At 69.1% G+C, this 12,449-nt stretch carries 11 protein-coding genes; 3 read left to right on the forward strand and 8 right to left on the reverse strand.

The genetic code is table 11. The features are described 5' to 3' along the window. Positions 1 to 64 precede the first annotated feature (64 nt). Entirely contained in the window at positions 65 to 1,021 is a 957-nt protein-coding gene (locus AC3WSN_RS15985) for a L,D-transpeptidase (RefSeq protein WP_192707575.1), read from the forward strand. A 34-nt stretch (positions 1,022 to 1,055) separates the two neighbouring features. Here the strand turns inward: AC3WSN_RS15985 and glpX are convergent, their stop codons facing one another. The 3 genes from glpX to AC3WSN_RS16000 all read right to left on the reverse strand — a co-directional run bounded on the left by glpX (position 1,056) and on the right by AC3WSN_RS16000 (position 4,310). Next, on the reverse strand, positions 1,056 to 2,039 hold the full coding sequence (gene glpX, locus AC3WSN_RS15990) for a class II fructose-bisphosphatase (protein WP_492539229.1): 984 nt from the start codon (positions 2,037 to 2,039) through the stop codon (positions 1,056 to 1,058). A 158-nt stretch (positions 2,040 to 2,197) separates the two neighbouring features. Beyond that, positions 2,198 to 3,514, reverse strand: coding sequence for a homoserine dehydrogenase (locus AC3WSN_RS15995; RefSeq protein WP_492539231.1), 1,317 nt, complete (start codon positions 3,512 to 3,514; stop codon positions 2,198 to 2,200). A 109-nt stretch (positions 3,515 to 3,623) separates the two neighbouring features. Then, a complete protein-coding gene (locus AC3WSN_RS16000; RefSeq protein ID WP_492539233.1) occupies positions 3,624 to 4,310 on the reverse strand; it encodes a ceramidase domain-containing protein in 687 nt (228 codons plus the stop codon). A gap of 95 nt (positions 4,311 to 4,405) precedes the next feature. On the opposite strand from AC3WSN_RS16000, the gene xth reads away from it, so the two are divergent. Further along, complete coding sequence (gene xth, locus AC3WSN_RS16005; protein WP_492539235.1) at positions 4,406 to 5,206, forward strand: exodeoxyribonuclease III; 801 nt, start codon at positions 4,406 to 4,408, stop codon at positions 5,204 to 5,206. 69 nt (positions 5,207 to 5,275) lie between these two features. Then, the gene (locus AC3WSN_RS16010; RefSeq protein ID WP_492539237.1) at positions 5,276 to 5,899 is read left to right on the forward strand and encodes a glutathione S-transferase family protein; all 624 of its coding nucleotides are present in this window, start codon (positions 5,276 to 5,278) and stop codon (positions 5,897 to 5,899) included. Between the two features lie 23 nt (positions 5,900 to 5,922). Here the strand turns inward: AC3WSN_RS16010 and AC3WSN_RS16015 are convergent, their stop codons facing one another. The 5 genes from AC3WSN_RS16015 to AC3WSN_RS16035 form a co-directional block, all read right to left on the reverse strand. After that, positions 5,923 to 6,825 (reverse strand): tetratricopeptide repeat protein, encoded by a 903-nt coding sequence (locus AC3WSN_RS16015; RefSeq protein WP_492539239.1) that lies wholly within the window; start codon positions 6,823 to 6,825, stop codon positions 5,923 to 5,925. After that, a complete protein-coding gene (gene ilvD, locus AC3WSN_RS16020; protein ID WP_492539241.1) occupies positions 6,812 to 8,542 on the reverse strand; it encodes a dihydroxy-acid dehydratase in 1,731 nt (576 codons plus the stop codon). The genes AC3WSN_RS16015 and ilvD overlap by 14 nt, the downstream gene beginning before the upstream one ends. A gap of 819 nt (positions 8,543 to 9,361) precedes the next feature. Next, positions 9,362 to 10,147 carry an ethanolamine ammonia-lyase subunit EutC gene (eutC, locus tag AC3WSN_RS16025; protein ID WP_492539243.1) on the reverse strand — a complete coding sequence of 262 codons (786 nt, stop codon included), beginning with the start codon at positions 10,145 to 10,147 and terminating at the stop codon, positions 9,362 to 9,364. Then, the gene (locus tag AC3WSN_RS16030; protein ID WP_492539245.1) at positions 10,144 to 11,523 is read right to left on the reverse strand and encodes an ethanolamine ammonia-lyase subunit EutB; all 1,380 of its coding nucleotides are present in this window, start codon (positions 11,521 to 11,523) and stop codon (positions 10,144 to 10,146) included. Before AC3WSN_RS16030 ends, eutC begins: the two co-directional genes overlap by 4 nt. Positions 11,524 to 11,585: 62 nt before the next feature. Further along, the gene (locus AC3WSN_RS16035; RefSeq protein ID WP_192707566.1) at positions 11,586 to 12,446 is read right to left on the reverse strand and encodes a transglutaminase-like domain-containing protein; all 861 of its coding nucleotides are present in this window, start codon (positions 12,444 to 12,446) and stop codon (positions 11,586 to 11,588) included. Positions 12,447 to 12,449 lie beyond the last annotated feature (3 nt).

Below are 12,449 nucleotides of genomic sequence, written 5' to 3' on the forward strand. Positions count from 1 at the left end.
TGCAGGCCTGCTCGAATGCGCACCGCGGCGAGCCCGGGTGTCGCCCCCCGAGGAAATTCGAACCATGTCCGCCCCGATCCGTCGCCTCTTCCTGGCCGGCTTCACCGTCCTCGCTCTCGCCTCAGCTGCGCACGCCCAGAGCCGCGGGCCGGTCGGCGAGTCCGGCATTGATGGATTCGGGGACGACGGCCAGCTCTATCAGGACCAGAACGGCGCTTACTACGTGCGCCGCGGCGGCCGCTACCTGCCCTACACCGGCCGCACCGACTTCATCCGCCGCGCTCCGTCGGCGCCCGCAGCGGCTGCGCCGGTACAAGCCGCACCGCCCGCGCCGGCCGCCGCTCTGGACACGGATCCGACCGTCCCCGCTCGTCCGGGCGCCGTGCCGCCGGCAGAGGGGCTCTCGCCTCTGGAGGCCGCCAAGGCCAAGGCCGTGCTCCGGGCCCCCGACAACGAGCCGATTGACTACGCCAAGGCCTACGGGCCGGTCACCGACGACGTGTTCCCGATCCAGGCCTTCAACTACAAGAAGATGAACCCGGCGTTCCTCCGCCAGGAGATCGCCTATAACGGCCCCTACGAGCCCGGAACGATCATCGTCGATCCGCGGGCGCATCAGCTCACCCTGGTCGAGTCCAACGGACGGGCACGCCGCTACGGCGTGGGCGTCGGCAAGCAGGGCTTCTCGTGGTCGGGCAGCGCGACGGTCAATTCCAAGCAGGCCTGGCCGGACTGGTACCCGCCCAAGGAGATGATCGCCCGCAGCCCGAAGCTCGCCAGCGAGGTCGATAAGCTCCAGAGCGGCCTCGGCGTGGCGGGCGGCCTGCGCAATCCTCTCGGCGCCCGGGCGATGTACCTCTGGCAGGGCAACAAGGACACGCTGTTCCGCATCCACGGCACGCTGGAGCCGTTCTCGATCGGCAAGAGCGTGTCGTCGGGCTGCATCCGGATGATCAACCAGGATGCGATCGACCTGTTCAGCCGCGTCAATGTCGGCACCAAGGTCGTCGTCCTGAACTGACCCGGCCGGGCTCTAGCGGCGCCGCGGCGGCGGATCAGGTCAGGCCGCGGCGGTGCTCGCCGAGGATGCGGCGCACCGTGCCCGCCTCGGAGCGATAGACCAGCGTCTCGGTCTGGATCCGATCCGGCTTGAACCGGACGCCGCGCAGGAGCGCGCCGTCGGTCACCCCGGTGGCGGCGACGATCACGTCGCCGCTCACGAGATCCGTGAGATCGTACTTTCGGTCGAGATCTTCGATCCCCATCTCGGCCGCTCGCCGGCGTCGCTCCGGCGTATCGAGGATCAGGCGCCCCTGCATCTGGCCGCCGATGCACCGCATGGCCGCGGCGGCGAGCACGCCCTCGGGAGCCGCGCCGGTCCCAAGATACAGGTCGATGCCCGTCTCCTCCGGACTGGCGGTGAAGATGATGCCGGCGATGTCGCCATCCGAGATCAGGCGGACGGCCGCACCGGCCGCCCGGACCTCGGCGATCAGCGCCGCGTGGCGGGGACGGTCCAGGATCAGCGCGGTGATCTGGTGCGGCTCGACGCCCTTGGCCCGCGCCAAGGCCGCGATGTTCTCGGTCGGGCTCGCGTCCAGATCGACGAGGCCGCTCGGATAGCCGGGACCGACCGCGATCTTCTGCATGTAGACGTCCGGCGCGGCGAGCAGCGAGCCGCGCTCCGCCATTGCCATCACCGCGATGGCGCCGGGCATGTCCTTCGCACAGAGCGTCGTGCCCTCCAGCGGATCGACCGCGATGTCGACCTCCGGCCCGTCGCCGCGGCCGAGTTGCTCGCCGATGAACAGCATCGGCGCCTGATCGCGCTCGCCCTCGCCGATCACCACCGTGCCGCGGATCGGGAGGGCGTTGAGCTCGTCCCGCATGGCGTCGACGGCCGCCTGATCGGCCGCCTTCTCGTCGCCCTTGCCGCGCAAGCGCGCGGCCGCGATGGCGGCGCGCTCCGTCACGCGGGCCAGCTCGAGGGCGAGCGTGCGCGGGACGCCGCGGGGAGCGGGGTTGGAAGCGTCAGCCATCGTTTCCTGCCTTTATCCGAGCCCGATCTTGAAGTCGGATCTCGGTTGAACGCCGTCGAAGGGCGGTCGTTCAGCCTACGCCGTCAGCAGCGCTGCCCAATATCCTGCATTAAGGCGTGGCCGTCCGGTGCCCAAGATGGATTCTTGTGCACAGGCGGTTACTCGCGCTCGATCCGGATGACCTGTGGGGGTTCGGCGAGCAGGCCGTCGTTGCCGATCGCGTCCAGCGCCGCCCGGATGCTCCCCTCCGTCGCCGCGTAGGTGATCAGCACCAGTGGCACGGGCCGGCCCGACCGCCCGCGCGGATCCGTGTCGGCGCTCTCGATGCGGCGCTGGAGGATGCTCTCGAGGGAGATCTCGCGCTCGGCCATGCGCTGGGCGACGCCCGCCGCGACGCCCGGGCGATCATGGACCGTCAGCCGGATGTAGTAGCCGCCCTCATGGCGCTGCATCTCGACCCGCTCGCTCGGCCGCATCGCGCTGGCCGGCACGCCGAAGGTCGGACGGACGATCCCGCGGGCGAGGTCGGCGATGTCGGACAGGACTGCGGAGGCCGTGGCCTCGCCGCCGGCGCCGGGACCGATCAGGGTGAGTTCGCCAACCGCGTCCGCGTCGATGGTGACGGCGTTCGTCACGCCCATCACCTGCGCGATCGCCGAGGATTTCGGCACCATCGTCGGGTGAACCCGCTGCTCGATGCCGGCCTCGGCGGCCTGCGCGACGCCGAGCAGCTTGATCCGGTAGCCCAGCTCGTCCGCCATCCGCAGATCGAGGGGCTGCACCCGCGAGATACCCTCGACCGACACGCCCTCCGCGTCGATCACGGTGCCGAAGGCGAGGCTGGTCAGGATGGCGAGCTTGTGGGCCGTGTCGAAGCCCTCGACATCGAAGGTCGGGTCCGCCTCGGCGTAGCCGAGCGCCTGGGCGTCCTTCAGGCAGGCCTCGAAGGTTAGGCCCTCCCGCTCCATGCGGCTGAGGATGTAGTTGCAGGTGCCGTTGAGGATCCCGTAGACGCGGGAGATCGCGTTGCCCGGCAGACCCTCGCGCAGGGTCTTGATCACCGGGATCCCGCCGGCCACCGCGGCCTCGAAGGCGAGCGCCACGCCGTTCTGCTCGGCGAGGGTGGCGAGGGCGGCACCGTGGCGGGCGAGAAGCGCCTTGTTGGCCGTGACGACCGGCTTCCCACCCCCGAGCGCCGCTTCGACGACGGCCTTGGCGGCGCCTTCCGCGCCACCGATCAGTTCGACCACGCAGTCGACATCGCCCGAGCGCGCCAGCACGACGGGATCATCGAACCACGCGATTTCGGAGAGGTCGAGACCGCGGTCGCGGCTCCGGTCGCGCGACGAGACCGCCGTGACGCGGATATCGAGACCCGCGGCCGTCAGCGCCGCCCGTCGGCGCTCGACCATCCGGACCACGGACGCACCGACGGTGCCGAGACCGGCGATCCCGAGGCGAAAGCTCACTGTCATGATCCCTTCTGTGCCCGAGCGACCGCAACCGGTCGGGCGCCCGACGCCGCGCACTTCTGCAAGAATTCCGCTTGAGCCGCAAGGAAACCGCCAGACGGCCGCGGGCCCGTCAGCCGGTCGCCTCGCGGTGCCGCACGGCTGTCGCGACAAGGGCGTAGAGCACGGCGGCGTTCAGGACATGCCAGAGCGGATGCGTGCCGAACGGCAGCACCGCGCAGGCCGCTTGGTCAGCGGTGCGCGCCGCAAGGGAGATGAGGAACAGCACGCCGATGCCGGCAAGCCGGCGCCCGGTGCCGATGAACCGTTCCTGGGCCGATCCCATGGTGGCCCAGGCGACGCCGAACAGGGCGAGCAGCGCCGGCAGGTAATCGATGGACCCGTTGGTCAGGCTCGACATTCCCGCGCCGGTCAGGCCGTCCAGCATCGGTGTGAGGGCGAAGTTGAACAGGGCGAACCCGGCCGCGGCGGCGGTGACGCGCGCCGGAGCAAGGCGCAGGTATCGGTGCAGCGCCAGCGCCAGATAGGCGTAGATGAAGACCGCGATCGGGATCACGTCGGCGAGCATCGCCCAGTAGACCGCCAAGGTGTGGAACAGGAACGAGCCGATTCCGACCACGGCGATCACCGCAGCCAGGCCGAGACCGGCGCGGTCCGGCGGCTCCGCTGCACGGGCGCGGTAGGCTGCGGCTGCGGCCGCGAGCAGAAAGGCGCCATTGGAGAGAGCGTTGGCGGGCTCGCCCCAGCATCCCGGCCCGCTGCGCTCGCAATAGGCCCTGACCGGCTCGAACCAATCCATCCGTCGATCCTAGATCCTCGACCTTGCGCGAGGATGGCCTTGTCAGCGCGACACGAAGTGCGGATGACGGGCTGGCGGCGATCGGATGCGAGGCAATGCGGATAACGACCTGGAACGTGAACTCGATCAAGCAGCGGCTGCCGCACCTGCTCGCCTTCCTGGACGAGGCCCGGCCCGACGTCGTCTGCCTGCAGGAGCTGAAATGCCAGGACGAGGCGTTTCCGCGCGCGGAGATCGAGGACGCGGGCTACGCGGTCGAGACGCTCGGGCAGAAGGCCTATAACGGCGTCGCCCTGCTGGTCCGGAAGCCGCTGGCGATCGCGCCGGACTCGGTCCGGCGCGGCCTTCCGGGCGACCCGGCCGATGAGCAGGCCCGCTACATCGAGGCCCTGATCTCGGGTGAGACGGAACAACCCGTGCGGGTTGCGTCGATCTACCTGCCAAACGGCAACCCGGTGGACAGCCCGAAATACCCCTACAAGCTCGCCTTCATGGAGCGGCTGCGGCAGCACGCCCGTGCCCTGATGGACGACGAGATCCCCGTGGTGCTCGCCGGCGATTACAACGTCATTCCCGAGCTCGCCGATGCGGCCGATCCGGAGGCTTGGCGCTCCGATGCGCTGTTCCTTCCGGCGAGCCGGGCGGCATTCCGTGCCATCTTGGCCGAGGGCTACACCGACGGCCTGCGCGCCTGCGACCCGCGGGACGGGCTCTACACGTTCTGGGACTATCAGGCAGGAAGCTGGCAGCGGAATTTCGGCATCCGCATCGATCACCTGCTGCTCTCGCCGCAGGCCTGCGACCGGCTGGTCTCGGCCTCGGTGCAGAAGCACCTGCGCGGCCTCGACAAGCCGTCGGATCACGTGCCCGTGACGGTGGAGCTATCGCCGGGTTGAGAAATTATGCTCCTGGCGAGTGGGCCGGCTCGGCAGGCCCAGACTCGTTTCCCAAAACAGGAGCCCTCTTTGATCGTCTACGGCACCGGCTATTCGCCCTATGTCCGCAAGGTCCTGGTTGCGCTCACCGCGAAGGGTGTGACCTTCGAGCACAGGCCCGTGATGTTCCACGCGCCGGTTCCGGATTTCCGGGCCGCCAGCCCACTCGGGAAGATCCCCGCCATCGAGGATGGCGCGTTCCGGCTCGCCGATTCGTCGGCAATCCTCTGGTATGTCGAGCGCAAGCATCCGACGCCGGCCCTGGTCCCTTCGGAGCCGGAGGCATTAGGTCGCGCCGTCTGGTTCGACAAGTTCGGCGACACCGAACTCTTCTCCAAGCTCATCGTCCCGTTCGTCGAACGCGTGCTGAAGCCGAACATGATGGGGCAGCCCACCGACGAGGCCGCGGTGGCCAAGGCGCTCGACAAGGATCTGCCGCCGCTCTTCGACTATCTGGAACGGGAGATCTCGGGCCCGTACTTGGCGGGCGATGCCTTCAGCATCGCCGACATCTCCATCGCGACCGGCTTCTTCAACTTCAAGCTGGCGAAGGCCCAGATCGACGCCGAGCGCTGGCCGAGGCTGGCCGGCTATGTCGCCGCGACGCTGGCGCGACCCTCCTTCGTGGCCGCGCAGGACTCGCGGAAGGGCTGAAGCGAGGCGTGGCCCGGCGGCGGTCAGCGCCGCCGCCGGATCGAGCCGACCGTCTGAAGCTGCGACTGCGCCTCGGCCCGGTCGTCCTCGTTCGCGGCCGCCCAGTTCTTGTCGTAGAGCGCGACGATCCAGTCGTCCTTGCGGTTCTCAGCGCCTTCCCGCGCGAGGGACAGCCACATCAAGCCCTTCACCCGCTGGATCGGCACGCCGCCGAGGCCGTTGATCAGCATGTCGCCGAGCAGCGCCTGGGCCGGATGGTGTCCCTTCTCGGCCGCGAGGTTGAACCAGCGCGCCGCCTGCCGTGGATCGGCCTCGACGCCGGTACCGTCGAGGTAGAGCCGGGCGAGATTGTACTGGGCGTTGGGGTCGCCGTAATACGACGCCGCGTAGTTGAACATGTCGTAGGCGCGCTCGGGGTTCGGGCGCACGTAGGTGCCCTTGATCCCCTCCAGGAAGTAGGTGCCGAGCGCCGTGAAGGCGCTCCCCAGCACAGCCGAGTTCTGCGGGTCAGGCCCGTCATCGGTGCTGGCATCGGCGATCCGGGAGAAGAACTCGAACGCCTTCAGGTCGTCGTGCGGCACGCCGTCCCCGTCGGCGTACATGCGGCCGAGCTTCCACAGGGCCAGGGCATGACCCTGGCCGGCCGCGTATTCCAGCGCCCGGGCGGCGCCCTGCTTGTCGCCGGCATTGTACTCGCGCATGCCGGCGCGCAGCGCATCCTTGGCCGACCGGTAGCTTCGGTCGGCGACCGGGACCTGAACGGGCGTGCGCACATTGGCGTCGAGGGCGCGCGGCGCGTCCGTCGGCAAGGCCAGCAGGACGAGAGCCCAGGCCGCGACGGCGATCCTGCCGGCAGACCGGAACCGACCGGGATCGGCCCCGGCCGGCGCCCTGCGCCGGCTGAGGTCAGTCCTAGACGTCCGCATAGCTCTGCGTCTCCTTGGCACCCCCCGGGTGCGTGACCGCGCCGTAGAGCGCCGGGCCGACGCCCTGCGCGTATTTCCAGAGGTAGCCGGAGGTCGCGGTGTTGGCCCGCGGCGTCCAGGACTTGCGGCGCTCGGCCAGCTCTTCGTCCGACAGGGCGACGCTCAGCGTGCCCTGGATCGCGTCGAGGGTGATCATGTCGCCGTCGCGGATCAGGCCGATCGGGCCGCCCACCGCCGCCTCCGGGCCGACATGGCCGACGCAGAAGCCGCGGGTCGCGCCCGAGAACCGCCCGTCCGTGATCAGCGCGACCTTGTCGCCCATGCCCTGGCCGTAGAGGGCTGCGGTGGTAGACAGCATCTCGCGCATCCCGGGGCCGCCGCGCGGGCCCTCGTAGCGGATGACCAGAACCTCGCCCTCCTTGTAGGTGCGCGTTTGCACGGCCTCGAAGCAGGCCTCCTCGCCGTCGAATACGCGGGCCGGGCCGGTGAAGACCTGCTTGTCCGCCGGCATGCCGGCGACCTTCACGATCGCGCCCTCGGGCGCGAGATTGCCCTTAAGGCCGACCACGCCGCCGGTGGGGGTAATCGGCTTGTTGGCCGGGTAGACCACGTCCTGATCCGGGTTCCAGGTCACCCGGTCCATGTTCTCCGCGATGGTGCGGCCGGTGACCGTCATGCAGTCGCCGTGCATGAAGCCATGGTCGAGGAGGGTCTTCATGAGGAGCGGGATGCCGCCGACCTCGAACATGTCCTTGGCGACGTAGCGCCCGCCCGGCTTCAGGTCGGCGATGTAGGGCGTGCGCCGGAAAATCTCGGCGACGTCGAACAGCGTGAACTCGATGCCGCATTCATGCGCGATCGCCGGTAGGTGCAGGGCCGCATTGGTCGAGCCACCGGAGGCGGCGACCACGGTCGCGGCATTCTCCAGCGCCTTGCGGGTGACGATGTCACGCGGGCGAATCTGCTTCGCCAGCAGCTCCATGACCTTCTCGCCCGCCGTGGCGCAGAACTTGTCGCGGATCTCGTAAGGGGCCGGGGCGCCGGCCGAGTACGGCAGCGCAAGGCCGATCGCCTCGGAGACGGTCGCCATCGTGTTGGCGGTAAATTGCGCACCACAGGCGCCGGCCGACGGGCAGGCGACCTGCTCCAGCTCGTCGAGATCCTCGAGGCTCATGTCGCCGACCGCGACCTTGCCGACCGCCTCGAATAGGTCCTGCACGGTCACGGGCTTGCCGCGGAACGAGCCCGGCAGGATCGAGCCGCCGTAGATGAAGATCGACGGTACGTTGAGGCGGACCATCGCCATCATCATGCCGGGCAGCGACTTGTCGCAGCCGGCCAGGCCCACCAGAGCGTCGTAGGCGTGGCCGCGCATGGTCAGCTCGACCGAATCGGCGATGACCTCGCGCGACGGCAGCGAAGCGCGCATGCCGCCATGGCCCATGGCGATGCCGTCGGTGACCGTGATGGTGCAGAACTCGCGCGGCGTGCCGCTCGCCGCGGCGACACCCTTCTTCACCGCCTGGGCCTGACGCATCAGCGAGATGTTGCAGGGCGCGGCCTCGTTCCAGCAGGACGCGACGCCGACCAGCGGCTGATGGATCTGCTCGCGGGTCAGACCCATGGCGTAGAGGTAGGAGCGATGCGGCGCGCGGTCGGGCCCCTCCGTGACGTGGCGGCTCGGCAGCTTCGACTTGTCGTTCAACACCGTCACCATGACTTCAGACCAAGCCTTCGCACAGCCGTTCCCGAGGGTGCGAGCCACCGCGGCGCATCGCCGTTCGCGATGTGCCGGAGGGGCCGTCCGCGTGCTCGGGAAGTCCTCGTTTCTGAACGGTAAATCGTTGTCGAAATTGCCGTTTACCGCCGATCCTGAGGTGGGCCCGGACTATGGCGGGATCGCGGCGTTTACAGGCAGGTCTCGGGGCGGAGCCGGGATCGTTTTACGGTGTTGCGACCTCGCCACAGCTACGCTTGCCCGCCGCGCGCAAATCGACGCAGAATTAAGGATAATCCTTCCTGGATCGCGATAACCGACATCGTCTGAAGACTTACCGTCCCTGGCGTCCACGCGGAGGGCCGGTGGCCTCGGCGGACGGCCTGTGTTGTCGTATGGGAGATCTTGAGCACGGCGTCGCAACGCCGGTTGCAGGCACGTTGAAGACTTGGGCGGAACCCGCGCTGCATTCACGTGTGCGGCACAGATCCGGGCCGCTGCTTGACGGCTAGTCGGCGTTATCGGGTCGGTCGGACGCTCCGCCGACTGAGTGATCCCTCTTTCCCATCCTCCAAGTCAGGTGCGGGCACGCAGCGGCCACTGCGAGGGCGGCGCCCCGTCGCCCCATCCTGAGGTGACCGCGCCAGCGGGCCTCGAAGGAGGCCTCCAGAATTGCGCGGCGGACTGGAGCCCTCCTTCGAGGCGGTCGCTCCGCGTCCGCACCTCAGGATGAGGTCGCGGAGCGGATGATCCAAGCCGAGGCAACGGCTTGTGATCTGCCGTCGGTCCTCCGAACGTCTTTGGGGCTGACTCTTGACCTCAAGAGTCAGGCTGGCTTGGCAGGGCAGCGGCCTGTGCCGCACCGACCAGGATCTGATCGCTCTCGTCTTTCAGCGCCACGCCGGTGAGACCCAGCTTGAGCGCCCGCGTCAGCAGCCAGTCGAGCTTGAACGCGGCGAGGTCGTGGGTGAGACCCGCTGACCGCACGTTGGAGATGCAGTTCCGCTCGGCATCCGAGCGGCCGAGCCGAGGGCCGAAGGTCAGGTAGATCCCGAGGCTGTCGGGAGATGAGAGGCCGGGCCGCTCGCCGATCAGCACGGCGACGGCGCGGGCCGCCAGGGCACCGCCGATCTCATCGCCCAGTGCCACGCGGGCCTGCCGGGCGAGGACGATCGGTGCGAGAGTCCATCCCGCCTTCTCAGCATGAGGCTTGAACGCCGCGAGGAACGGGACGGCATTCTCGTGCACCGCCCGGGCCGACAGCCCGTCGGCGATGACGACCGCGAGGTCAGCCTGCATAGCCTCGGCCTGGAGCGCGGTGCGGTCCTCCGGTGCGAGCCGGCGGCCGAGATCCGGCCGGCGCAGGTACGTCGCCCGGTCGGGCGCCCGGGAGCTGACCGCGCGCGTGGCGAAGCCGAGATCTTCAATGCCGCGCGCCACCGTCTCCGCGTCCAGCGGCGCGTGAACGGCATCGCGGGCCTGGGCGTGATCGAGGCCGAAGCGCAGCACCTCCCGGGTGGGCAAACCGCTGCCCGCGCGGCCGAGACCGATCCGGGCCGGGGTCAGGCCGGCGAGGCGCCTCCAGATCTCGGACGGATCGCTCATGCGGCGAGATCCAATGCCGCGGTCAGAAGCGGCGTCTCCGCACCCGGGATCAGGACACCCGCCGCGTCGGTCATCCCGATCCCGTGCAGCCAAGCCTCGAATTCCGGGGCGCGCTTGAGGCCCAGAACCTCGCGCAGGTAGAGGGAATCGTGGAACGACGTGGATTGGTAGTTCAGCATCACGTCGTCGGCTCCCGGCACGCCCATGATGTAGGTGCAGCCGGCCGCCCCGAGGAGCGTCAGCAGCGTGTCCATGTCGTCCTGATCGGCCTCGGCGTGATTGGTGTAGCAGACGTCGACGCCGAGCGGCACGCCCATCAGCTTGCCGCAGAAGTGGTCTTCCAGACCGGCCCGGATGATCTCCTTGCCGTCATACAGATATTCGGGGCCGATGAAGCCGACCACGGTGTTGACTAGGAGCGGCCGAAACACCCGCGCCACGGCGTAGGCGCGCGCCTCCAGGGTCTGCTGGTCGATCCCGTGATGCGCGTCCGCCGAGAGCGCCGAGCCCTGGCCGGTCTCGAAGTACATGCAATTGTCGCCGACGGTGCCGCGCTTCAGCGCCAGTGCGGCCTCGTGGGCCTCCGTGAGGAGCGACAGCGTCACGCCGAAGCTGGCATTGGCCCTCTCGGTGCCGGCGATCGACTGAAAGACGAGATCCACCGGAAGGCCGCGTTCCATGGCGGCGAGCGTCGTGGTCACGTGCGTGAGCACGCAGGCCTGCGTGGGGATGCCGTGGCGGCGGATCAGGGCGTCGAGGAGTTGGAGCAGGTCGCCGAGCGCCTGGACGGAATCGGAGGCGGGGTTGATGCCGATCACCGCGTCGCCGCAGCCGAGGGCCAGCCCGTCGAGGATCGCGGCCGTGATGCCCTTCGCGTCGTCCGTCGGATGGTTCGGCTGGAGGCGGACGGCCAGAGTGCCCGGCAGGCCGATCGTGTTGCGAAAGCGCGTGACCACCCGCGCCTTCCGGGCCACCGAGATCAGATCCTGGTTGCGCATGATTTTCGAGACCGCGGCAGCGATCTCGGGCGTGACCGCGGGGGCGATGCGGGTCAGCGTCTCCGGCGGCGCGGTGAGCAGGAACTCCCGGAAATCGCCGACCGTCAGGTGGCCGATCTCGGCGAAGGCCGCCGCATTGTGCGTGTCGAGGATCAGCCGGGTGACGTCGTCCCGCTCATAGGGGATCAGCGGCCTCGCCAGGATGTCGGCGAGCGGCACCTCGGCGAGGCACCATCGGGCGGCGGCATTCTCCTCCGCGGATTCGGCGGCGATGCCGGCGAGCCGGTCGCCCGAGCGGACCGGCGTCGCCTTCGCCATCAGGGTCGCGAGGTCGGCGAAGACGTGGGTGCGTGGGCCGACGACGTGACGGTAGGCCATGCGGACTCCCCCGGGGACAATTACCGGATCACACGATAGGGTGATCCGGCGCGGATGTCCGCTCAGGCCGCACCGGCATGGGGCGCGGGGATCTCGGTCGAGATCGCGTCGATCGTGCGCGGCATCGGGCTGCCCTGCCCGTCCGAGCGCTGGATACGCACCTGCTGGTTGACGGGCTGCATGTTGCCGAAGGGCGTCGAGAACGCGATCTCGGCGGCGTCCCGGCCGACACCGATGCGCACCAGCCCGTCGAGGTCGGCTTGCCGGGTGGCGTCGAACAGCCACCAGCGTCCGTCGAGATAGGCCTCGAACACCGCGTGAAAGTCGCTCGGCACGAGGCCGTGGGCGTAGCAGCTCACGAACCGGGCCGGAATGCCAAGCGCCCGGCAGAAGGCAGCGCCGATATGCGCGAAGTCGCGGCAAACCCCGGCTCGCTTGAGCAGAGATTCATCGGCGGTCGTCTCGCCGTCGCTCGTGCCGGGCTGATAGGCGATGTGGTCGTGGATCCAGTTGCAGATCTGATTCACGCGGGCGTGGCCCTTGGGCAGCGCGCCGAACTCGGCCAGCGCGAAGGGCGTCAGGCGGTCCGAGGACACGAACCGGCTGGGCAGCAGGAACGGCAGGATGTCGAGGGGCAGCTGCCCGATCGGCGTCTCATTGATGGTGGCGGGATCGGCCCGATGCACCGTCAGGTCCACCTCGGCATTGTATTCCAGCGCGAATTGGCCGGTCGGCACGTTGACCGCAAGGTAGCGGTTGAGGAGGTCGGGGGTGGTGTAGAGGTCGCGCTTTAGGTTCGGCGTCAGAACCAAGCTTTCGCTGAGGATCTCGACGCTCTTCAGCTTCGCCACCTCCAGGTTGAAGATGAAGGTGGTGTCCGAGAGGATGTTGTAGGACAGGCTGCAACCAAGCGTGTAGCGCATCGG

It is taken from the genome of Methylobacterium sp. FW102-HT35C08 (assembly GCF_058790235.1).